The 20,901-nt window shown below is 66.5% G+C and carries 21 protein-coding genes, 1 tRNA gene and 3 pseudogenes; 18 read left to right on the top strand and 7 right to left on the bottom strand.

The window, feature by feature from the left end:
- Positions 1 to 358, bottom strand: a pseudogene (locus AB0I52_RS31485) (hypothetical protein); the annotation flags it as partial.
- A 44-nt stretch (positions 359 to 402) separates the two neighbouring features.
- Positions 403 to 1,630: pseudogene (locus AB0I52_RS31480) on the bottom strand (DUF3631 domain-containing protein).
- A gap of 309 nt (positions 1,631 to 1,939) precedes the next feature.
- Between AB0I52_RS31480 and AB0I52_RS31475 the strand changes: the two are divergent.
- From AB0I52_RS31475 to AB0I52_RS31450, 6 genes and pseudogenes are all read left to right on the top strand, one after another.
- Positions 1,940 to 2,425: a helix-turn-helix transcriptional regulator gene (locus AB0I52_RS31475; RefSeq protein WP_351387436.1), complete on the top strand. Its 486-nt coding sequence runs from the start codon at positions 1,940 to 1,942 to the stop codon at positions 2,423 to 2,425.
- Between the two features lie 188 nt (positions 2,426 to 2,613).
- Positions 2,614 to 2,832 carry a helix-turn-helix domain-containing protein gene (locus tag AB0I52_RS31470; protein WP_363078384.1) on the top strand — a complete coding sequence of 73 codons (219 nt, stop codon included), beginning with the start codon at positions 2,614 to 2,616 and terminating at the stop codon, positions 2,830 to 2,832.
- Positions 2,832 to 3,964, top strand: a pseudogene (locus AB0I52_RS31465) (tyrosine-type recombinase/integrase). Before AB0I52_RS31470 ends, AB0I52_RS31465 begins: the two are co-directional and overlap by 1 nt.
- Before the next feature lie 821 nt (positions 3,965 to 4,785).
- On the top strand, positions 4,786 to 5,229 hold the full coding sequence (locus AB0I52_RS31460; protein WP_363078382.1) for a hypothetical protein: 444 nt from the start codon (positions 4,786 to 4,788) through the stop codon (positions 5,227 to 5,229).
- Positions 5,226 to 7,439: a hypothetical protein gene (locus AB0I52_RS31455; protein ID WP_363078380.1), complete on the top strand. Its 2,214-nt coding sequence runs from the start codon at positions 5,226 to 5,228 to the stop codon at positions 7,437 to 7,439. The genes AB0I52_RS31460 and AB0I52_RS31455 overlap by 4 nt, the downstream gene beginning before the upstream one ends.
- A 57-nt stretch (positions 7,440 to 7,496) precedes the next feature.
- Positions 7,497 to 8,204: a hypothetical protein gene (locus AB0I52_RS31450; protein WP_363078378.1), complete on the top strand. Its 708-nt coding sequence runs from the start codon at positions 7,497 to 7,499 to the stop codon at positions 8,202 to 8,204.
- A gap of 617 nt (positions 8,205 to 8,821) precedes the next feature.
- Here AB0I52_RS31450 and AB0I52_RS31445 read toward each other — a convergent pair.
- Positions 8,822 to 8,895, bottom strand: a tRNA-Gly gene (locus AB0I52_RS31445).
- 500 nt (positions 8,896 to 9,395) lie between these two features.
- On the opposite strand from AB0I52_RS31445, the gene dcd reads away from it, so the two are divergent.
- Positions 9,396 to 9,971 (top strand): dCTP deaminase, encoded by a 576-nt coding sequence (dcd, locus tag AB0I52_RS31440; RefSeq protein ID WP_362961103.1) that lies wholly within the window; start codon positions 9,396 to 9,398, stop codon positions 9,969 to 9,971.
- Between the two features lie 18 nt (positions 9,972 to 9,989).
- On the top strand, positions 9,990 to 10,490 hold the full coding sequence (locus AB0I52_RS31435; protein WP_363078376.1) for a phosphoribosyltransferase: 501 nt from the start codon (positions 9,990 to 9,992) through the stop codon (positions 10,488 to 10,490).
- A 585-nt stretch (positions 10,491 to 11,075) separates the two neighbouring features.
- Here the strand turns inward: AB0I52_RS31435 and AB0I52_RS31430 are convergent.
- The 3 genes from AB0I52_RS31430 to AB0I52_RS31420 form a co-directional block, all read right to left on the bottom strand.
- Complete coding sequence (locus AB0I52_RS31430) at positions 11,076 to 11,966, bottom strand: hypothetical protein (protein WP_363078374.1); 891 nt, start codon at positions 11,964 to 11,966, stop codon at positions 11,076 to 11,078.
- A gap of 529 nt (positions 11,967 to 12,495) precedes the next feature.
- Complete coding sequence (locus tag AB0I52_RS31425) at positions 12,496 to 13,059, bottom strand: GNAT family N-acetyltransferase (protein WP_363078372.1); 564 nt, start codon at positions 13,057 to 13,059, stop codon at positions 12,496 to 12,498.
- Positions 13,056 to 13,829 carry a GntR family transcriptional regulator gene (locus tag AB0I52_RS31420; protein WP_363078370.1) on the bottom strand — a complete coding sequence of 258 codons (774 nt, stop codon included), beginning with the start codon at positions 13,827 to 13,829 and terminating at the stop codon, positions 13,056 to 13,058. The genes AB0I52_RS31425 and AB0I52_RS31420 overlap by 4 nt, the downstream gene beginning before the upstream one ends.
- Before the next feature lie 158 nt (positions 13,830 to 13,987).
- Here AB0I52_RS31420 and AB0I52_RS31415 point away from each other — a divergent pair, with 158 nt between their 5' ends.
- The 10 genes from AB0I52_RS31415 to repSA all read left to right on the top strand — a co-directional run bounded on the left by AB0I52_RS31415 (position 13,988) and on the right by repSA (position 19,294).
- Positions 13,988 to 14,317 carry a hypothetical protein gene (locus AB0I52_RS31415; protein WP_037696826.1) on the top strand — a complete coding sequence of 110 codons (330 nt, stop codon included), beginning with the start codon at positions 13,988 to 13,990 and terminating at the stop codon, positions 14,315 to 14,317.
- A gap of 2 nt (positions 14,318 to 14,319) precedes the next feature.
- Entirely contained in the window at positions 14,320 to 15,669 is a 1,350-nt protein-coding gene (locus tag AB0I52_RS31410; protein WP_363078368.1) for an FtsK/SpoIIIE domain-containing protein, read from the top strand.
- A gap of 83 nt (positions 15,670 to 15,752) precedes the next feature.
- Complete coding sequence (locus tag AB0I52_RS31405; RefSeq protein ID WP_363078366.1) at positions 15,753 to 15,941, top strand: hypothetical protein; 189 nt, start codon at positions 15,753 to 15,755, stop codon at positions 15,939 to 15,941.
- An 81-nt stretch (positions 15,942 to 16,022) separates the two neighbouring features.
- Entirely contained in the window at positions 16,023 to 16,697 is a 675-nt protein-coding gene (locus tag AB0I52_RS31400) for a DUF2637 domain-containing protein (RefSeq protein WP_363078364.1), read from the top strand.
- A 19-nt stretch (positions 16,698 to 16,716) separates the two neighbouring features.
- Positions 16,717 to 16,902: a hypothetical protein gene (locus AB0I52_RS31395; protein WP_363078362.1), complete on the top strand. Its 186-nt coding sequence runs from the start codon at positions 16,717 to 16,719 to the stop codon at positions 16,900 to 16,902.
- Between the two features lie 2 nt (positions 16,903 to 16,904).
- Positions 16,905 to 17,093, top strand: coding sequence for a mobile element transfer protein (locus tag AB0I52_RS31390; RefSeq protein ID WP_266412164.1), 189 nt, complete (start codon positions 16,905 to 16,907; stop codon positions 17,091 to 17,093).
- A gap of 12 nt (positions 17,094 to 17,105) precedes the next feature.
- Positions 17,106 to 17,450, top strand: coding sequence for a SpdD protein (locus AB0I52_RS31385; RefSeq protein ID WP_363078360.1), 345 nt, complete (start codon positions 17,106 to 17,108; stop codon positions 17,448 to 17,450).
- 91 nt (positions 17,451 to 17,541) lie between these two features.
- Positions 17,542 to 17,724, top strand: coding sequence for a hypothetical protein (locus AB0I52_RS31380; protein ID WP_363078358.1), 183 nt, complete (start codon positions 17,542 to 17,544; stop codon positions 17,722 to 17,724).
- A 5-nt stretch (positions 17,725 to 17,729) separates the two neighbouring features.
- Positions 17,730 to 17,897 carry a hypothetical protein gene (locus AB0I52_RS31375; RefSeq protein WP_363078356.1) on the top strand — a complete coding sequence of 56 codons (168 nt, stop codon included), beginning with the start codon at positions 17,730 to 17,732 and terminating at the stop codon, positions 17,895 to 17,897.
- Positions 17,894 to 19,294, top strand: coding sequence for a replication initiator protein RepSA (gene repSA / locus AB0I52_RS31370; RefSeq protein ID WP_363078354.1), 1,401 nt, complete (start codon positions 17,894 to 17,896; stop codon positions 19,292 to 19,294). The genes AB0I52_RS31375 and repSA overlap by 4 nt, the downstream gene beginning before the upstream one ends.
- A 140-nt stretch (positions 19,295 to 19,434) precedes the next feature.
- On the opposite strand, the gene AB0I52_RS31365 is transcribed toward repSA, so the two are convergent.
- Positions 19,435 to 20,841: a recombinase family protein gene (locus tag AB0I52_RS31365; protein WP_363078352.1), complete on the bottom strand. Its 1,407-nt coding sequence runs from the start codon at positions 20,839 to 20,841 to the stop codon at positions 19,435 to 19,437.
- Positions 20,842 to 20,901: the final 60 nt, after the last annotated feature.

Below are 20,901 nucleotides of genomic sequence, written 5' to 3'. Positions count from 1 at the left end.
CAAGCGAATCACGAACACTTGACCGGCAACGATGCCCCAACGTCACCCCATCGAGCGATGACAAGCCGGGCATAAGATCGCGTACCGCACTCTGACGCAGCGCGTCGTAGGACAGTGCGAAGGCGGCCACGGCCAGCAGCGACACGCCCGTGCGGATCGCGGTGGCCAGTGGCAGTGGGGCAGACGGTGCCGCGGTGATGGCGGGGGAGGACAAGGGGAAATGCTCCAGAGTGCGGGGTGCGGCTGAGGTGGCTCTGAGGGCGGGGGACCCGTCACGACTCGTCGCGTGCCTGGTCAGGGCAGGTACGAGTGCGGCGGTAGCGACGAGTCGACTCGTCACCGGATCGCGACTCGTCACCGCCCTGACCTGCGCGGAGACGGGTCGTGACGGGTCGTGCCGGGTCAGGCCCCGGTCGCCGTTTCGGGGGTGGGCTCGGGGCAGTAGCGGGCCCAGGAATCGGCGAACTGCACGCGGGTGAAGCCCTTGGCCTGGACGTTGCCGTGGAAGCGGCGGGTGGCCGAGCTGATGCCGTACTCCCTCAGCAGGAGTTGCAGGCCCCGAGGGGTCAGGCCGTTGGCGGTGTACTCCGCCCAGGGCGTCTCGTCGTCCTGGTTGAGGATGTCGAGGAGTCGGCTGGTGCGGAGCGCCGGCGGGTTGCCTTCAGTGGTGAAGGCGCGGCGGATGTCGGCCAGCAGGCGAATGCCCAGGCTGCTGCGGTCCTGGTCGTGCTCGGCTTCGTGCTTGGCCATGATCTGGCAGGCGGTGCGGGCGAGGCCCGGCCATGCTCCGCCGGCGAGGTCGGCAACGCTCACCAGCGGCTGCCATGTGTCGGCCGCCCGGTCTTCGACCGGCATGGCCGGTGTCAGCTCCATCGCCTCGGCGTGCAGGGGAGTCAGCCAGGCGACGAGCCGGTCACGCAGCGCGTGGAGGGGCGGGGTGTCACGGAAAGTACGGAACTCCGCCACCTTCTCGCCCGGCCTGCGGCGCCGCATCCGGATCACGATCGACCGGTCCATGATCGTGTCCGGCAGGTCGCCAATGCCGGCGAGGGCCGCCATGGCGAACGTGGGGAACTTCGAGACCTCGTGGTTGGGTCCGGAAACCCCGCAGGGTGGGGCGGTTGCGCTGGTGCCCCGCGTTGAGCAGGCCGCGCATCTCCTCGTTCTTCTCCGCGACCTTCGCGGAGCCGAAGAGAGTGTCGGCCTCGTCGACCAGCAGGGTGGGCGGTGTGGCGGTGATCGACCGGAACACCGCGGCGGCCGACGCGTTGACCGTGATCAACGGATCGTGAACGCTCTCGGTGATCACGTCCAGCAGCCGCGACTTGCCGCACCGCTTCGCCGGCCCCACGACGGCCAGTCGAGGAGCGTGCTGCCACGCCGTCTGCAAGTGCGTAGCCGCAACCCACAGGGTCACGGCTGTGAACGCCTCCCCGCTCGGCAGTACGACGTAGCGGCGAATCTGCTCCCGCAGCTCCGCGAGCACCGCCTCGCCCTCGGACGGCGGAGCAGGTTCGGGCTCCTCTGTCGGCGGCGGTACGGGCTCGGCGGGGCGGCCGGGTATGGCCACCGGCGGCCATAGGGCGGCGGTGTTCGGAAGGGATGGCGTGCTCTGGGCGGGATCGTCCATACTGGACATGTAGCTCCTCCGCTTGCGGGCCAATGGGACGGCAATCCCGGCCTCGCAGGTCAGTCGTTCAGGGATGGGCGGCATGAGGTTTGCGCTCTGAGCCCCTCGGTGTTGGGTCACCGGGGGGCTTTTTGTATGTCGGGGGCTGGCTGAAGGCATGCCTCGGCGGATCGGTGCGGTCTGCTGGGGTGCTTTACAGTACCACGGACTATGCGGATCGCATAGCGCTATGCGATCCGCAGAACGGATGCTAATCTTGTTCTATGCCGCACAACCGGCGGTACACGCAGCGAACGGGAGGAGGGGGCGATGCCGGATGACGAGGGAAACCCTGAGGGCGTGCTCCTCAGCGGCGAGGAGAACGCCGCTGTGCGGGTCAAGCTGGAGCGCGAGAAACGCGGCTGGAGCACCACCACGCTGTCCGACCGCATGAACGACGTCGGCTTCGACATGAACCCGTCTGCGGTCTGGCGCATCGAGAACCGCAAGCGTCGGATCAACCTCGACGAGGCCATCGGCTTCGCCGAGATCTTCGGCGTCCCGCTCAGTAACTTCGTCGGGCCGCCCAGCCTGGCGACCATGGGCCGGGCCATGGAACTGATCGACAACGTCGTCGCCGCCTACAGAGCCTCCAACCGTGCCAACCACGAGGCACGGAAGGCCCGCGACCAGCTCGACGCCTATCTCGCCGACCATCCGGACATCCGAGAAGAGGCTGACGTGATGGTCTCCAATGCCATCGCCACCGAACTGATGAAGAGCAACGAAGAGTACGGGCCCGCCTCCGACGCATAGCAGCCCACACCACCTGACGCAGCGGGAACGCAAACCCCCGCTGCGGCCGTCCTGCCCATCCCATCCCTGAACGACACGAGGCCAGGCACGGGGTTGCCGCCCCATCCGCCGGCCGGAACCGGAGCACTCACTTGCGCCCTTCGGCGATACCGCACGCCCCCGTTCAGCACCCGCGACCGCAGGGGGAGGTGACCACTACCGACACCCTCCTCACCGTGGAGCAGGCCGCCGAACGCCTTGGCACCGGCGTGCGCTTCATCCGGCGCCTCATCCAGGAGCGCCGCATCCGCTACGTCAAGCTCGGCAAGCCCGTACGGATCCCCGAGGGCGCCATCGCCGCGTACATCGAGGAGCGCACCGTTCCGACTCTCGGCGACGCGCGTTCCCGTTTCGGGAAGGCCGCCTGATGGCTGCCCCCAAGCCGCAGCGGCGGCGTGAATTCGGCACCGTTCGTCAGCTTCCGTCGGGGCGGTGGCAGACGCGCTACTGGGCTCCGGACGGCAGCCGTCGCACCGCCCCGGGGAGACCTTCGAGACGCGTACCGAGGCCCAGACCTGGCTCACGCTCACCCAGGCCGACATCGAGCGCAAGTACTGGGTTGATCCCGACGCCGGCTCGATCAACTTCGAGACGTACGCCATGAGGTGGGTCGAGGAACGCGGGCTCTCCGCCACCACGGAGGAGCTGTACCGAAGGCTCCTGCGTCTGCACCTGCTGCCCGCATTCGCCTCGGTGAACCTGGATGACATCACGCCGCCGGGCGTGCGCACCTGGCGGGTCGAGCGGCTGGGGGCTACCGGTGCGACGACTGTCGCCAAGTCCTACCGCCTTCTCAAGGCCATCATGGAGACGGCGGCCGACGACGAGCTGATCCGCCGCAACCCCTGCCGGATCAGGGGCGCCGGCAGCGAGAACGCCAAGGAACGCCCGACGGCCACTGTCGAACAGGTCGACGCGCTCGCTGACGCCATGGGACCGAGGTGGCGGCTGATGGTCTACTTCGGCGCCTACGGGCCCATGCGCCCGGAAGAACAGGCCGCCCTCCGGCGCCCCGACGTCACTCTCGAACCTCTCGCGGTCAAGGTCCGTGACGCCGCGCCCGAGCTGACCAGCGGCCGTCGCGTCGAGGGCGACACCAAGTCGGCCGCCGGAAGGCGAACCGTCTTCCTCCCGGCCTTCCTGCACATCGAGGTGAAGCGTCACCTCGACTGGTACGCCGAGAAGGAACCCGACGGGCTCCTGTTCGTCGGGGAGAGGGGCGCCCCCTTCCGCCGGTCCACCTTCGGCCGCAAGTGGCGCAGGGCCCGCGCCCAGGTCGGCCTGCCGGAGGGCTTCCGCTTCTACGACCTCCGCCACACCGGCCATACCCTGTCCACCCAGTCGGGCGCCACGCTCAAGGACACGATGGTCCGCGCCGGCCAGTCCTCGGAGAAGGCGGCCCTGATCTATCAGCATTCTGACGACGGACGTCAGCAGGAGATCGCCAGCAGCATCGACACGCGCGTCTGCGCCGCCCGCGAGAAGGCAGCAGCCATGTAGCCCAGGCGTCTTCGGGGAGCGTGATGCTTCACCAGCGGTGGGGTCCGGTGAAGCATCACGGTGGATCGCACGGGGGTAGCACTCTGGACAGCTGCGTTCCACTTGCCGGCGCCAGCCAGAAGACTCAGGTAGCTGGCCGCGTCAGGTGGCGCCGCCTCTTGGGGCAGGCTACTTACCGGATGGGTGTCCGAACAGTTCGACTCGGGGTGTGAGTCAGGGGCTGAGGTGGTGACGCCGTGAGCGAATACTTAGCAGACTGCTCGGGCGAGGCGGCAGGAATAACGGGGCACTCTTCGCTTTCCGGTAACTTTGGCCAGTTCATCCAAACCGCAGCAGCGCCGCGCAGGCGGTGCTGTTCCAGGGCGATCAGACCCCTGTGCTCCACTGCCGATTGCGCCGGGTGGCGTTCGGTCTGCAGAGAAGGGACAGAAAGTGCGCACGTTCGAAAGTAGGTAGGGGCGGGTGTCGAACTTCCATACCAGTCATAGAGTTCAGGGCGACACGCCATAGCAGTGACAATACTTGCATGTGTCAGCCCGCCGCGGAGTTGGGGTTTCGTAACGCGGTCTCTGGCATTTCGAAGCCTTCGAGCCACTTGTTAACGGCATCTGTTGGCCGAAATTGATCCGCATCTAACTCTCCGATCCGCTTCCACCAGGCCATTTCGTGATCCATCTTCGGAAGTGATGGTTGGTTCTTGGCCGGTAAGCGGGTCACTTTTTCATCCATTACCGGCCAAGAACATCGATTCGATTGTTCGCTGTAGCTCTACCCCGCACGCTGATCTCTCGAATTCGATTGGATCAGGTGGGGGTGCGGGCATGACAGAAGCTTTCAACGTCATCGAGGTGGCGACGGGCGGCGCAGGGGTGTTGGCGGCCGAGATGGCCAGGTCGAGCTGGCAGGGGGTGCGCGATGCGTTGGTGTCCTTCTTTCGGGGAGGCAACGAGGGAACGGCCGCAGACGAACTCCGCGTGCTGGATCTTCACCAGGCGCGCCTGTTGGAGACGCCGGAAGCTGATCGCGAGCGGGTACGCGAAGAGATCTGCCAGGAGCTGTTCATCCAGCTGAAGGGTTTCCTTGCGAAGTACCCCGAAACGGCCGTTGACCTCGTGGCGCTTGTGCGTGAGCGGCAACGCGCTAACGGTGAGGCTAGTTCGGGGCCGCGAATGGTGGCGGAGAAAAACAGCAACAGCCAGATCATCATGACCGGCAATTCGATCTTCGGAGGCAGCTTCACCTACCGAGCGGAGGAGTCCAAGTGACGAGTGCCTTCGACGATGGAATCCCGGACTGGGTGCGACCTCAGCCCGCCAGGCACCGGCCGGCAGATGCAGCTCAGTCAACTGAGCGCGAGGGCCCATCGGAGAAAGACACCGTCCATCCGCACGGCGCAGACTTGTCCGGGCCTACGTCCACGGCCGACGCCAAGGGCGAAGGCCCGGATGCGCCGGAGGAGGACGCGGAAGCATCGCAGTCTGGGCTGAACGTCTCTGGTAACCACAACGCGTTCGTTGTGGCAGCTCTTGGCTCGGTGTTTCTTTCGACGGGCAAGCAGCCGCTCACCGTCATCGACCTCTCCGAGTTCGAGCTGAGGACGGCTAGCCAGGGGTGGGTGTCCAAGGACGCGGACGATCTGCCGGTTACGGCTGCGGACGAGGCAATCAAGGTCCTTTCCGTACCAGGTAGCGCGTTGGCGGTGCTCGCAGGCCCTCCGGAACACGGCAAGCGGACAGCCAGTATCCGCGTCCTATGGCGGACAGCGCGCTCGCGGCTGGCCAGGGACGGATCGATGGAGCTGAAGGAGATCGAGCCCGACTGGGTAGACCCTGCGGAACCAGACTGCTCCGTACTCCCTAACGCAGCTAATACCGGATACCTACTAGACGTCGAAGACGAGATGGCCGGTTGGGTGAACCCGGACCGGGTCGCCGGCGCATTAGCCGTCCACGCGGAGAAGCTGGCGAAGATCGGATCATGCCTGGTGGTGATCGCTGACGAGAGAGTCTGGCCTCAGGTAGCCGCGCATACTGCGGCCCTTGTTCGCGTGAAGAACAGGCCGTCGGCCCAGTTGGTGGCCCGTACTCACTTGGAGTACGTATACGACCTGCCCGGCCGGGCCGACCTCGTCACAGCCGATCGCACCAACCTCGAGGCAGCCTCGGCCGCCCGGTTGCTGACTGCTGAGTCCACACCGGCGGACGGAGCCCGGTTGGCCGCCCTTCTGGCGGCTGCAGACGGTTCACCGGAGAGCTTCGAGACGGCGGTGAGCAGGTTCCAGGAATGGTCCACCGACGTCAGCGCGGTTTTTGCGGCCACAACACAGATGCCCGAAGACAGGGCGTTGCTCATTGCTGCGGTTTTTCTCAGTGGCGAAGACGCCCTCACCATGCAGGAGGGTGCCCGGGCGCTGCTAGGGGACCAGGGGCAAGACGGCGTGCGTGAGATCCTCACTGGTCCGGACCTCAGCGACAGACTCAAATCGGTCAAGGCAAAGGTGTCGGGTCGGCAGGCGTCCTTCGACCACCGGCCGGGGTACACCAGGGCGGTGCTTCTGCACCTGTGGCACCAGCGTCCCGACATCCACACACCTCTGCTGCGCTGGCTGGACCGGCTGGTGACGGACCGGGCCTTCGGAACGAAACGCCTGGAGAAGATCAGCGATCTGCTGGTCGAGCTGGCCATCGCCGAGAATGACATTCGCGTGGTGGAGACCATCAAGAACTGGATCGGGGTCAGCAACGACGACCGACACCTGCGATTGATCGCCAGCGTCCTGAGCCGGACGGCGCAGGCTGACCGGCTGGGCCCTGCCGTTCGGGCGAAGCTCCTCGACTGGGCACAGGACGGTGAGGAATCTGTGGCCCGGGTGGTGGCCCTGGTTTGTCAGACCGACTTTGCCCAGCATTACCCCCGGCAGGCGCTGGTGCGCATTCAGCACATCCTGGGGAGGGCCGAACGGGACACCGCTGTCACGGAGGCGGACGCGGCGCTGCGCGCCATGGCGGCCACAGAGAAGCAGTTGCCGACCGTCTGGCGCCTGGTGAACGCTTGGGCTGCCAAGCGAGGCAACACCGCCGGGAGTCGGGCGTTCCTGGCCGTCATCGACCCGCAGACGGACCCGTACGCCTTGCAGGTCACCCTTGCCTCGGCTGCGGCTGACCCGGTTGTTGCGGACGCACTGGTCACCGGGTGGAGCACCGCGCTGGAGAACCGAGCCGTCGATCCGGAGTGTCGGGCGCTGATCGACCGGTGGGCGCATGCGAGAGCGGGCGGCACAGTGCCCAGTGAGCATGTCACGGAGATCCTCGGGCGGGTCATCTCCAGGTATCTGACCGCCGCGCCAGTCTCCGCGCTGCTGATCGGCGAGCCGGGAGTTGCCTATGACGCTGCAGTAATCGAGTTGCGGGCTGAGCTGAGGCACATTTCGCAGGCTGGCCCGTGGTCGGCAACTGAGGGCAGCAGGGAGCCGTAGGCCGTGGGCTGGAGAAGGCAGGACCCCCCTGATCTGCGGGAGGAGCTCCAAGCTCTGATGGAGAGCTTCGAGGCCCGGCTGGAAAGCGTGCATGCGGGCATTGCCTTTCAGGTGGTGTTCGACGTGCAAGTTCGAAGCGTGGCCGCACTCTTGGCGGATGCTGAGGCGGCGGCGCGTGCCGTCCGCATTGCGTTGAGGCACGAGGCGGCAGATTTCCTTCGGCAGCAGCCCGCGACCGACCTCCACTCCGTTCAGGACCTGCTGGCGCGCGAGATGGCGCGCAGCCATACGCTGCTCGATCCAGAGGTCCGGTACGACGCTCGCGTGCACGTGTCGTTACCGACGGGGGACCAGGCTGCCGTAGAGGCGCTGTTGGCTGCTCAACGTGAGCAATCAAAGGCCACGGCTATCCGGCGACAGGAATTCGAGGACCTCGCAGAGGAGCTCTCCGACCCCGCCGGGGTCATGGCGCGTTGGGCCACGACCGACGCAACCGACTGGGCCAAGCGCTCGGCCGAAGCCAAGGCACTAGCCGAGCTGTTCGCTGCCTATCGTCCGCCGGGGCGCCACGGCGTCGAATATGCGCTTGTAGAGGCGGTTCGGGAGTTTCTGGCCTCCTTTCCCGAGCCAGCACAGAAGCGGATGGTTTACGGGCTGTTGAGTGCCGGAATGCATAAGGCCGAACGGCCCGCCCACGCGACAAGGGTTGAGGAGATCGCAGAGGCCGCCACAGGGAAACCGGCGCCACCTGGAGGCGCCAGATGAACACTGCAACGGTCCGTGGCATTTTGAAGGTCCAGTGGTGAAGGTAGCCAGCGCGTTCTGGCACTGGACGCTTTCACCCCGGACCAGCTTCCTCGCCTGGAGGCTCTCCCGGGCTAGCGGCGACACCATCTCCTTCGACGTCGCATGGAGAGAGATCCGCGTCCTTCGGTATCCGGAAGAGGCTGCATATCGGAAGGCTGGACACCTTCCCCCTCCACCCCGGCCAGACGCACGGTACAAGCACGGACCTGACTGAGCCGAGAGCCATCAAAAGCCGACCAGGCTGACTGCGGTGAGCAGTAGGAGGATCACGCTCCATCAGACAGCGGCAAATTTGACAGTGCCGCGAGGGGGCCGACATCCCAGTGGGGCGAGCCCGAGTAGCGCGCCAGACCATCCCAGCCCGCGTTCCCCGTATGTTGCACAGCGTCGGCGTTCCCGCGCAGTCGGCGCTGGGCCACGGGCCGTCTTCCTGCCTTGGCGGCGGCCTGTCGACGTGGTGTGCCAGGGGCCTGGGGCGGGGCGTTTCTGATAGTTAGGGCACACGGAGGGCACGCCGCCCCTCAAGAGGTCTAGACAACAAGAAAGGCCCCAGTCACTGACCAGGGCCTTCATCATGGAGCGGGTGACGAGAATCGAACTCGCGCTCTGAGCTTGGGAAGCTCATGTTCTACCATTAAACTACACCCGCGTGACGCACTCGCTGACCAGCGACGCATCGTCCCACACTGTACCCCATCGCAGGCTCCCCGATGCGTGAGCCCAGGTGTGGGGCGTGGTGGGGGCGTGGTGGGGGTGTGTCGGGTTGAGGGGTGGATGCGGGTGGGTGGGGCGGGAGTTGGGGGCGTAGCGTGGGTTGTCGGAGTGCCGCGTGGAGTGGCGTCCCGTTCATCCCCTAATGTGGCTTTCTCGTCCACGGCTTGATGGGGAAGGGACTTGATGGACTCCTTGGAGCGCACCGTCGTCCGCTGTGCCGAAGGGCACGTTTTCGCTACCGCCTCGTTCCCGATGCAGCAGCTCGGGTCCGGGCGGATCGGTCCCGGGCGGCTTATCCGCTGTCCTCGTTGCGCCCGGTTGCGGCATGCCGTGCCGGTGGCGTTCGAGGAGCGGTAGAGCTTCCGGGAAGGTGGCGACAGGCGCGCGGGGCGGCCCGATGTGGGTGGGTCCGCGCGTTCTGCGTATCCTCGGTGGGTGCTTCTCTCAGACAAGGACATCCGGGCCGAGATCGACGCCGGACGCGTACGTATTGATCCTTTCGATACGTCGATGGTGCAGCCGTCGAGCATCGACGTGCGGCTCGACCGCTACTTCCGGGTGTTCGAGAACCACCGCTATCCGCATATCGATCCCGCCGTGGAGCAGGCCGATCTGACCCGCACCGTCGAGCCGGACGGGGACGAGGCGTTCATCCTCCACCCCGGGGAGTTCGTGCTCGCGTCGACGTACGAGGTCATCTCGCTGCCCGACGATCTCGCGTCGCGGCTGGAGGGCAAGAGCTCGCTCGGCCGGCTCGGGCTGGTGACGCATTCGACGGCCGGGTTCATCGATCCGGGGTTCTCCGGGCACGTGACCCTGGAGCTGTCGAACCTGGCGACGCTGCCGATAAAGCTCTGGCCGGGGATGAAGATCGGCCAGCTGTGCTTGTTCCGGCTGACGTCTCCGTCGGAGTTCCCGTACGGCTCCGAGCGGTACGGGTCGCGGTATCAGGGGCAGCGCGGTCCGACCGCGTCGCGTTCGTACATGAACTTCCATCGGACGCAGGTGTGATGTCCGGTGGGCGGTGACATGCGGGAGAACCTGACGTACGACCGCTTCGGGCATGCCGTGCGGGAGCTGGCGCAGGCCGTGGCCGATGACGGGTACGTGCCGGATGTGGTGCTGAGCATCGCGCGTGGCGGGGTCTTCGTCGCGGGCGGGCTGGCGTACGCGCTGGACTGCAAGAACATCCACCTGGTGAATGTGGAGTTCTACACGGGGGTGGGCACCACGTTGGAGATGCCCGTCATGCTGGCGCCCGTGCCCAATGTCATCGACTTCTCGGACAAGAAGGTCCTGATCGCCGACGATGTCGCCGATACCGGCAAGACGCTGAAGCTGGTGCGTGATTTCTGCGTCGATCATGTCGCCGAGGTGCGGTCCGCCGTGATCTACGAGAAGTCGCAGTCGCTCGTGAAATGCGAGTACGTGTGGAAGAAGACCGATCGCTGGATCAACTTCCCCTGGAGTGTCTTGCCTCCAGTACGTAAGTCGGGGAAGCCGATCACACCCTCGAAGGAAGCTCTCTGACCTGCTAATTCTGCCGAATGCCCCCGCATGACCCAGAGGCTCGTGCGGGGGCGCTGGTATCTGGATCTGCGCGTTACCCACCTTCGGAGGGGCACGGCAACTTCTGATCCGTAGCTCTCGCCGGATTGGTCAGTGTCGGCGAGGCATCCCGCGGTAGATCACCCAGAGGCTGACCAGAACAAGCACCGCTCCGCCGATTGGCCAGCCCACGGACCCGCCACCGCGATAGTCCCTGATGCCGATCGCAAGAAGGACGGTGGACAGGGGCAGCCCTGCCCAGTCGAGGCCCCTGTTCAATCTCGCGGGAGTCGAATGCTCGTTCACGGCTTGATCCTGACAGGCGCCTGCGTCCTCCACCAGGGAGCGCAGGACTTGAACGTGTGGCCTCATCCTTATCAGGTCGATCGTGGGAGACCGTTCGCCTATACCGACCCCCCGCGCACCTTCGGCCGTCGGCCGCTGAGGTTCGCCCTTTGCCGCCATGGTCCGCCGTTGTTGGTGTCAGCCGCTGATGTCAGACATCAGTGAACGGCTTGACACCCCTCCGCGATCAGGAGTAGGGCCTGCCCGGCCACCTCGTCTAGTTCAGGCATCGTGGGGGCTCATGAAGGTTGAGATGTCTGAGCTCGGGGTGCAAGGGGTTGCCAGACGCCGCGCCATCTCCTCCTCTGAGACGGGCCGGCGCTCAGGTGGTTCGTAGCTCGGGTCTTCCCACTCGCAGTGCGTGCAGACACCAGCCATAACCATGTACGACCCACAAGCCTCACAGCGAGTTGCTGCTTGCCCGAGGCGCAGGCGAGCCTCCGTGAACATCACGAGCAGGTGTTCAACGGCTTTGAGACCGATCTCGGCGTCGATCCGGACAGCGTTTTTGGCGTGGGTCAGCCAGTTGACGTACTCCCACGTCTCAGTTGCGATCTTCTTCAAGTAGGACCGCAGCTTGGCCGCAGATGGTCCTTCAGCAAGGCGATTGGCCAGCAGTTCAGTCCATGCCCGGAAATCGGCGTTCTTCGGCCGTTCCTTCCCGTCCGGCACCAGATCGTCTGAGCTCGTCTCCCCAACGAACGAGACAAGGCACTCCCGGAGACGGACTCCCACAGCTTGAAAGTCCTCGGCCTCATCGCCACCGTCGTAAGCGGTGAAGGCTTGCTCCCAACGGCGCCAGGAACCGGGGAGGAGGTCGGCCGCCTCGGGAGTGAAGGGCACGTCGCGTTCTTGGAGATACGTCATGCGGATCATCAGGCCGATGTGAAACGTGAGGACGACGTCGCGGCTCTTGAAGTCTCGTTGGTCATACAGCTTGGTCGCGTTCGTGACAACCCACCACCGGCTGTCTGCGCAATGCACATCCCAGATGTCGTGGCGAGCAGGTCCCACCATCTCGCTCGCGACCTTCTCTAGATGCACAACCGTTTCGCGTGCCTGGTCCTCCACGTACAGCCGGATGTCCTGCTTTTCTTGCTCGGTCGCCTGCACGGGACCCCCAATCCTTCGTGCCGACGATCGTAGTTGTTGATTGGCCTTAAAGCAGTCGATATAACGCACAACTGGCCTCCCGCGTCGCCCCCTTACCCACCACTCGCCCCGGCTCCCATCCCGTCCGCCTTCGACCCACACTCCGTGGAGCGGTCGTGGTTCAGGGCGTCAAGGTGGAGCGCGCCACTGTACGAACGACCTTGACGCCCTGGGCCGCGACTGCTCGGCTCTGCCTGGGTCGGAGGTGGTCGGGATGGGAGCCCCACGACGCTCACCACGAATCCGCCGGCACCCGCGAACGGCGCCCCTCCCATCCCGGAGTCTGAGCGCCCCCGCCGGAGGCATGTCTTTGGCCCGCGGCTCGGTCTCGACTCATGCCCTTCGGCCTATCCACTGCGGGCGCGCGTCGGCGGCGGCAGCGCCGAGCGGGCCGAAGGCAGGAGCGCGGGCGCAGCCAGAGCCGGGAAGCGCGCCCGGCGGAGCGGAGCGCAGCCGGGTGCCTTGATGAGGTAGAGAAACCTGTAACAGCTCAGCTGCCAACGGGCTTGGGGCTGGGCGTTTGGTCCTCGAATCCGTGCTGAGCGGGGGAAGCGGGACGCTGGGCAAGCCAGCCTGAGACACGCGGGCCGCCGTTGATGGCGCCGCCTTCTCGGACAGTCCGAACGTGCTCGAAGCCATGCCACAGGTAGTAGCGCTGAAGTGCGGCGTTGTCGGTCCACGCGTCAAGGCGGAGCCACATGGCTGACGATCGGTAGGCGCGATCTCCCGCCCAATCAAGGAGCCTGCCTCCAAGATCCTTCCCTGCGTAATTGCGGGACACCGTCAGCTTGTTGACGAAGATGGACGCCTCCCCCAAATCCTCGGGCGTCCACAACCCCTCTTCCGCCTCTGGCGTCAGAGTGATGGTCCCAGCGGTCCGGCTCCCGTCGCGAAGCATGAAGACAGTCCCAGCCTCGATGGTCAACAACAGGCGATCGGCAGGATAAGGGCGACTCCACTGGTCGCTGCCCAGCTTGCTGATCCAGGATGCGGCTTCTTCCCGGAACGCCAGGAGCTGGTCCAGGTCGCCCGGTACCGCGGTCGTGATCTTCACTGAGCGTCGTTCTCGCTTCGGGCGGACAGGTCGCCGATCTCGTAGTTCATCCGGTTCAGGTCGCCGCGGAATGTCGTGATCGTGCAGCGAATGGGACGCTCGGGGGAGTAGCCGGTTCGGGTCCAGAGCAGGACCGGAACACCCGCTCCCATGTCCAGAAGCCGGGCCTCCTCTGGTGTCGGCATCCGGGTGGCGATCTCGTCGGCGTATCCGACCTGCTCGATGCCGAGACTCGTGAGATAGCGGGTCGTGCCCTCGGCGATATCCCCTGGTTCAGTCAGCCGGGGAGCCGCCTCGACCAGCCAATCGGGGTAGTGAGTGGCCTGGGTGGACCATGGGACATCGTCAACGAACCGATGGCAAAACCTGAGGACGGCCCGCGATCCGGCGTCGACTTCCAGGCGCTGGGACACGTACTCGGGGGCGGTGGTGAGCTCGACACGAAACGTCTGGTGTGGTCTGCGGCCGGCGTTCGTCACGTCCGTCGAGTATGCGTCGCCAGTCTGCGGGAAGCTCAAGTTCTCGAATCGCGAGGCGTTCAGCTCGAAGACCTCGTGCTTGCGAACCTCGTAGCCGAGCCCTTGGCTTGACGTGATCAAGCCCTCGCTGACCAGCATGCCTAGGCCAGAGCGCACAGTGTTTCTGGACGCATCGAAGCGTGCTGAGAGTTCACTTTCGGACGGGAGTTTGGCGCCGGGTCCGTAGGCGCCGCTGTCGATCTCACGACGCAGTGCGTCGGCCACCTGTCGGTACTTCGGCTGCTTGCTCATGACTCCATCATGACGCACTCGGTCAACTTGTTGGTACATGTGCGTCCGAAGTGCTTGACGCCTCACCCTCGGTGATGCAATCTCTAGGTATCAGCTTGTACCAACAAGTTGAGCAAGCGGTCTAAGAGGGCTTGGGCCGTACGACCGAGGAGACAGCTATGCCGTCGTTCAAGATCGATGTTTCGACCGCTGTCGTGTTCGTCGCGACGCCTCCGACTCCGAAGCTCGTGAGCAAGCAGACCGGTGAGATCGCGATGGACCGGGAGACCGGTGCCCCGCTCGCGACCGTGGGTCTGCTGATCTCGGACGACGGGGAGGGCAACCTCTACCAGGTGACCGTCCCGAGCACGGGGGTCCCGGAGAGCCTGGTCCCGGGGACGCCGGTCACGGTGATCGGGCTCAAGGCGCGGGACTGGGAGAACACCTTCAACGGCCAGACCCGGCACGGGATCAGCTTCCGCGCGGTAGCGATCACGGCGGGTGCCTGATCATGCCGGACCTGACCATGATGATCGAAGCGGCCGGGGCCTTATCGGCCGCCGGCGGCCTCGGATACGCGAAGGCTCGCGCGCCTCGCGTGTTCTGGTCGCTGGTCGGCTTGCCGGTTGCCCGGGTCCGGTTCTCGGCGACGTATCGATCGACGATGGATGTGTGTGGGCTGACGGTTCAGCCGTCTCGCCTGCGGGCGTTCATGGTCCGCAACGTGGCCCGCCGCCAGGACGTGCAGCCGGTCCCGCCGAAGGTTCGCCGGGTTCGGGGCTCGTCCACTGGAATGCGCGCCACGCTCCGGCTTCCCGCCGGCCTGGAACCCGCCGACGTGGCCGCCGCCTCGGAACGACTGCGGCACGCCTGGGGCGTCCACTCCGTCCACGTCGTGGAGGTCAAGCCCGGGTTCGTCGAAGTTCGGATGACTGGGTATGACGTGCTGCGTCGGGTGAAGATGCCGCGCCGACTGCCCCGCAAACTGTCCGGCCCGATGGTGGTGCCGGTGGCGTTGCGGGAGGACGGTACGGCGTTCGTCCGGGACTACAAGAAGATCCCGCACGGCCTGACCCTGGGTGCGAACCAGTCGGGCAAGTCGATGTATCAGCGCAACCTGATCACCGAACTGGCGAAACTCCCGGTCGGCCTGATCGGGATCGACTGCAAACGCGGTGTGGAACAGCGGGGCTACGCCCCCCGGCTCTCCGCGCTCGCGACCACTCCGGATGAGGCGTCCAGCCTGCTGGAAGTCCTCGTGCGGGAGATGGAGGAGCGTTTCGACATCCTGAGCGCCCACGGTGTCTCGGACCTATGGGATCTGCCTGTGAAGGTGCGGCCGGTGCCGCTGGTCGTCCTGGTCGATGAGGTGGCCGAGCTGTTCTTGACCGCGGTGAAGAAGGACGAGGAACGGCGCGATCAGATGGTGATGCGCCTGGTGCGTCTCGCGCAGATGGCCCGTGCGGTCGGGATCTATCTGGAGGTCTGCGGGCAGCGGTTCGGCTCCGAGCTCGGTAAGGGTGCCACGATGCTCCGTGCCCAGCTCACCGGCCGTGTGGTGCACCGGGTCAACGACAAGCAGACCGCCGATATGGGCCTGGGCGACATCACCCCGGACGCGGTTTTGGCCGTGACCGCGATCGCCCCTGACCGTCCCGGTGTGGCTGTGGCCGGCGACTCCTCCGGGGGCTGGTCCCGCATTCGCACCCCCGAGATGACAGCTGCCGAAGCGGTCGCGATCTGCCGCGAGTACGCGCACATGACCCCGGACATCGAGGCGCTGGCGCCGTTCCGCCCGGTCGTCCGCACCGTCCCGGTTCCGGCTTCGCCGCTGGTCAAGCCGGTCCCGGTCGCCGAGTAACACCGCACCTTCCCCGGTTGGCGTGACCGTTTCGCGCCGGGTCCCTACCCCGCCCATGCCCGGAACCGGAAGGAACCACCGCCATGGCCACCACCAAACGGACCACCAAGCCCACGCCCCCGCCCGCGGCCGAGCCCGGCGACTGCAAGCCGTGCGGTGGGACCGGCAACGTCCCGACCACGGTTCGGGTCGGTCGCAAGCGCCGCCCGGTCGGCCAGCAGGACGGGCTCTGCCTGAACTGCTTCGGCTCCGGCACCGACCCGGACGCCTGACTCCTTTCGCTCCGGGTGCTGGGCGGTGAACCCCATATCCCGCCCGGCCCCGGCACCACCACAGATTGGAGGTGAACCCTGATGTCCCGAACCATCCGACTGGATGCCGTGCTGGTGCAGGCCGTCATCGCCGGCGCCCTGTCCTTCTCCCACCTGCACGATCTCGCCGAAGCGGCCGGACAGGACGGCTGGAAAGCCTGGGCCTACCCGATCAGCGTGGACCTGCTCCTGGTCGCCGCATGGCGCCGGATGCGCACCCACGCCGACAACCGCCCGGCCTGGGTCTGGTTCGTCATCGCCCTCACCGCGTCACTGGGCGCGAACATCGCGACCGCCGGAATGCTCGACCTCGGTGACGTACCGCCCTGGCTCCGCATCCTCGTTGCCGGCTGGCCCGCCCTCGCCTTCCTCGGCGGAACACTCCTCGCCCACAGCCCCGCCGCGCCGGCCGTAACCGAACCTGCCCCGGTCGCCGCACCGCTCACCGCCCCGGACCCCGAACCGGTCCCGGCGGTCACGGTCGAGCGCGCACCCGAACCGGCCCCCGAACTTCCGGCCGCACCTGCCCCGACGCCTGTTCCGGCTCCGGTGTCTGCCCCGGCGGTCGCTGTGCCTCCGGCCTTGCTCGACCACGCCCGGAAGCTCGCCGACACCCACCACGCCACCACCGGCAACCGCATCGATACCGCGACCCTTCGCGCCCGCCTCGGCGTCCCTGCCCTGCTCGCTGACGCCATCACCGCCCAACTCGCCTGATCAGAAAGGAACTCCGTTCATGGCCCTACTCAACTTCAACCGCCCCGCCGACTACGTCGCCGCCGCCCGAGAGATGGCCGACTCCGGCCGCCCCACCCTCGCCCGACTGCTCGCCGAGGAAGCGGCCGACCGTACGACGGACCCGGCCGAAGCGGACCGCATCCGCAACGAGTTCCCCGGCAACAGCCTCCGTCAGGAGGGCTGATCATGCCGCGTCCGAACCGCTTCACCGACGTGATCCGTATCGGCCCCGTGAGGGTCGGCACCCACTACGACGGCCGTGGCCGCACCAAGCACACCGCGGCCTGCACCGCCCCCGGCTGCAACTTCTCCGCCGACTACCACGGTCGCGCCGCCGCCGAACTCGCCGCCCGTACCCACCGCTGCAACGCCTGAAAGGAGCAAGACATGTTCACCCCGAAATACCCGCACCCGGACACCGCCCCCACCGCAGCAACGTCCCTCGTCCCGCCGCTCACCGGCCTCGTGCACCCGCCGGCCTGCGACTGCCACCACACCCCCGCCACCACCGCCCCGGCTCTGGTTCTGGCGCCTGCTCCGGTGACTCGGTCCGCGGTGCAGCTCACCCCCGGGACCCTCGCCGTTGCTGTCGCCGGTGGAACCGCTGTGGTCCTGGTCGTGGGTGCGGTCCTGGTCTCGATGCTCCTCGCGGTCGCGATCACCGCGGCATCCGTCGCGATCTGCGCGGTCGTCCTGCGTTCCCTGCTCAACAGCCACAACGCCCAGCGCTAACAGCCCCCGGGGCGGCCTCAACCGCCAAGTTTCCGCCGCCCCGGGCGCCCAACCCATTCCAGATCCAAGGACCCGAAAGGGAGACACCATCATGCCCGAGAACACCCTGCCCCGGCCGATCTGCGCCCACTGCGACGGCTTCCCCCGGGTGGCCATCACCACCGGCCAGACCACCCCCAACGGTCACCGCGAGACCGTCATCGCGACCTGCCACCCCTGCAACGGCACCGGCCACACCGCTCCCGCCCGCGCCTACGCCCGTACCGGGGTGTGATCTCCGTGGCCTTCCTGGACTGGAGCGACAAGAAGCATTTCGACCCCACCGGCGACAAGCCCTGTGTCCTGTGCGACAGGCCGACCCCGCTGCGCTCGGACCGCGGCAAGCCCGTCCACAAGGTGTGTGCCGAGGACTGGATCGACAACCACCCGCCCAAGGAGAACCAGTGACGGACACCGCCACCGCGGCGGGCCTGGACCCGACGACCCTCGCCGACGTGCTGAGGGTGGCCGGGTCCACCGGCTTCGACCGCTGGAACGAACAGATCCGCCGCACCGGAGGATGCGCACAACCCATCCACCTCACCGGCGCCACCAAGACCACCGACCGGGCAACCGGCACCCTCCTGCACCACTACACGACCGACACCGAGCCCGGCGGCCGGTTACGCATCGCCTGCGGCAACCGCCGCGCCTCCCGCTGCCCCGCCTGCGCCTGGACCTACGCCGGCGACACCTACCACCTCATCCGCGCCGGCCTCACCGGCGACCCGGCCAAAGGCACCCCGCACACCATCCGGGATCACCCGCGGGTCTTCGCGACGCTCACCGCCCCGTCGTTCGGCGCGGTGCACAACCGGCCTGGGAACCGGCCCTGCCGGTGCGGCACCCACCACCCAGACAACGCCCCCGAACTCGGCACCCCGCTCGACCCGGGCAGGTACGACTACGCCGGTGCGGTGCTGTGGAACAACCACGCATCCGACCTGTGGCGCTACTTCACGATCTACCTCCGCCGCGAAATCGCCCGCCGCGCCGGCCTCACCCAGAAAGCAGCCCGGGAACAGTCCCGGCTCTCCTTCGGGAAGGTCGCCGAGTACCAGAAGCGCGGGGCGGTCCACTTCCACGCCGTGATCCGCTTCGACGGACCCGACGGCCCGGACTCACCGCCGCCGGCCTGGGCCACCCTCGACCTGCTCGACGACGCGATTCGCGCGGCTGCCGCCCGGGTTGAGGTCACCGTGCCCGCGAACGAGGAAGCCGGCTTCCCCAGCGACTGGGTGCTGCGCTGGGGCACGCAGCTCGACGTCCAGCCCATCGGCGCGTTCGGCAACGGTGAAGACCTCACAGAGCAGGCCGTGGCCTCCTACGTTGCGAAGTACGCCACCAAGGCGGCCGAGACGACCGGCACCGTAGACCACCGGATCGGCAACAAGGAAGCGCTGATCCTCCTCGACGTGCCCGAGCATCCGCGGCGGCTGATCGAAGCCTGCTTGGACCTCCACCACGCCTACCCCGATCGCAAGCTCCGCGACTGGGCCCACATGCTCGGCTTCCGCGGCCACTTCTCCACCAAATCCCGCCGCTACTCCACCACCCTCGGCGCCCTCCGACAGGTCCGCGCCGACTACCGAGCCGCCCAGCAACGCACCGCCCTCGGCCTCCCGGACCGGGATGACCACCCCGAGGCCACGACCCTCACGCTCGCGCACTGGACCTACGCCGGCCACGGCCACACCCCCGGCGAATCCTGGCTCGCCGCCAACATCCACCGCGACCTGCAACACAACCGCGACGCAGCCCGTGAAGCCCGATTGGGAGGTGTGCTCGATGAGTACGACGACTAGTTCGCGGCCTCGGCAACGGGAGTCGAAGCCGGCGGTGATGTCCACGGAGGAATGGATGCGTATGCATCTTCGCCGAGCGCCTGCACGCGATGAGGAATGGGTACGGCGTGCGCTCCTGCTTCAGGGGCGATCCGTCCCTCCTACCGCCAAACCGGCTCGATGAGGCTGGGGTCAAAAACCCGCCTGCCTCGGCCTGCCGGATGGATCATTACGGCTGACAGGCTGTGCAGGACGATTTCTTGCTGGCGTTCAATGGGTAGGTCGAAGAACTCCTCAACGGTGAGGTCACCGGCTCCTGTCTTTGCCTCAGCCTGCTTCCGCTCCTTGTGGAATCGTGCGCGGGCAAGTTTCAATTCATCCCGGTCGCGCTCCTTGGCGGGCAACATCTGAAGAAGCGTGGAAACAGAGATTTGCTTCGCCTTCTCGGCTTCGATGAGTTGGGCGATTTCTTGCGAAACAAGCTCCAAGTCATCTTCCTGTGGCCACCGTTGATCCCCAGGTGTGGCGGCCGTTGCTGCCCGCTCGCGCTGCTCCTCAAGGACTAGTTGGACGATTAGCCGGTCCGCTGGCTCGCCGACGCGCCCGACCTTGCCGCAGCCGCCATTGACGACTGAGCACTGGTACTTGTACCGCGATGCCTTCGATTCTGGTTTCCACTTGTGGTTGGTCTGGCCGCGGATCTTCGTCTTGCACAAGGAACACCGGGCGATGCCGGAAAGCAGGTACTTTCGGGCTCGGTTTTTGTTGGGATAGTCCAGCTTGCGTTCCGTGACCACAGCGCAAACGGCTTCCCATTCTTCGAGTGTATTGATGGTTTCCCACTCGCCCGTTACTGGCTTGCCGTCCTCCCCGTAAAGGACCTCGCCGTGATAGGTCCGATAACCAACAAGCCGGGGACTCGTGAGGATGTGTTCCACGTGATGGTGGGCCATGCGCTTGGTCCCGGCGCGCGGATTGCCCAAGCCCTCTTCCCACCAGCGCTGCCGGATGGTTCCGATGCGCACGCCGGCCAGGAGGTCTCGCTGAGCCTCGCGGATAGCTTGGGCGGCCTTCGGGTCAACCTTGTTGCGGGCGTCCTTGCGCCATCCATACGGCGCCGGCCCGCCGCTGTCCTTGCCTTGCTGCGCTAGCTCCAGGTGCTTGCGCCTGATCCGGCGTGACGCGTCGTGTGACGACTTGTTGGCGAAGGCGACCATGATGCGTGCCATGGTCCTGCCGTCCGGTGTCGCGATGTTGATGTCATTGGTGACAGTGGCGAACGTCAGTCGAGGCCGGTCGTCGAAGATCTCGATCAGTCGTTCCACGTCGCGTGGTTGTCGTGCGAGCCGGTCGAGGTCATACGCGACGATGCCGTCAATGAGGCCCGCGCGGAGATCCTTCAACATCAGTTCGAACTCGTCGCGGACGACGTTCCGCTTGAACGCCGACACGTCGTTGTCCTCGTAGACCTTCACGGCCTGCCAAGACCGGATGTCGGCCAGCCGCTCGCAGTCCTGTCGCTGGCGTGCCACACCTAGCCTCGCGCTTTCACGAGCGGGCTCGTCCATGCCTTGATCAAATAAGCGGAGAGTGCTCCTGACCTGCAACGATGGGACTTGTCTAGGGTC

The sequence above is a fragment of the Streptomyces sp. NPDC050423 genome (genome assembly GCF_040655445.1).
Taxonomy (GTDB): Bacteria; Actinomycetota; Actinomycetes; order Streptomycetales; family Streptomycetaceae; genus Streptomyces.
This window is presented reverse-complemented; position numbering and strand designations above follow the sequence as displayed.

Bases quoted from the DNA above. Each gene is read 5' to 3' on its own strand.
- AB0I52_RS31475 (WP_351387436.1), top strand. From the start codon at position 1,940: ATGCCGGATGACGAGGGAAACCCTGAGGGCGTGCTCCTCAGCGGCGAG.
- AB0I52_RS31460 (WP_363078382.1), top strand. From the start codon at position 4,786: ATGACAGAAGCTTTCAACGTCATCGAGGTGGCGACGGGCGGCGCAGGG.
- AB0I52_RS31450 (WP_363078378.1), top strand. From the start codon at position 7,497: ATGGAGAGCTTCGAGGCCCGGCTGGAAAGCGTGCATGCGGGCATTGCC.
- AB0I52_RS31435 (WP_363078376.1), top strand. From the start codon at position 9,990: ATGCGGGAGAACCTGACGTACGACCGCTTCGGGCATGCCGTGCGGGAG.
- AB0I52_RS31420 (WP_363078370.1), bottom strand. From the start codon at position 13,829: ATGAGCAAGCAGCCGAAGTACCGACAGGTGGCCGACGCACTGCGTCGT.
- AB0I52_RS31415 (WP_037696826.1), top strand. From the start codon at position 13,988: ATGCCGTCGTTCAAGATCGATGTTTCGACCGCTGTCGTGTTCGTCGCG.
- AB0I52_RS31410 (WP_363078368.1), top strand. From the start codon at position 14,320: ATGCCGGACCTGACCATGATGATCGAAGCGGCCGGGGCCTTATCGGCC.
- AB0I52_RS31405 (WP_363078366.1), top strand. From the start codon at position 15,753: ATGGCCACCACCAAACGGACCACCAAGCCCACGCCCCCGCCCGCGGCC.
- AB0I52_RS31400 (WP_363078364.1), top strand. From the start codon at position 16,023: ATGTCCCGAACCATCCGACTGGATGCCGTGCTGGTGCAGGCCGTCATC.
- AB0I52_RS31395 (WP_363078362.1), top strand. From the start codon at position 16,717: ATGGCCCTACTCAACTTCAACCGCCCCGCCGACTACGTCGCCGCCGCC.
- AB0I52_RS31390 (WP_266412164.1), top strand. From the start codon at position 16,905: ATGCCGCGTCCGAACCGCTTCACCGACGTGATCCGTATCGGCCCCGTG.
- AB0I52_RS31385 (WP_363078360.1), top strand. From the start codon at position 17,106: ATGTTCACCCCGAAATACCCGCACCCGGACACCGCCCCCACCGCAGCA.
- AB0I52_RS31380 (WP_363078358.1), top strand. From the start codon at position 17,542: ATGCCCGAGAACACCCTGCCCCGGCCGATCTGCGCCCACTGCGACGGC.
- AB0I52_RS31365 (WP_363078352.1), bottom strand. From the start codon at position 20,841: ATGGACGAGCCCGCTCGTGAAAGCGCGAGGCTAGGTGTGGCACGCCAG.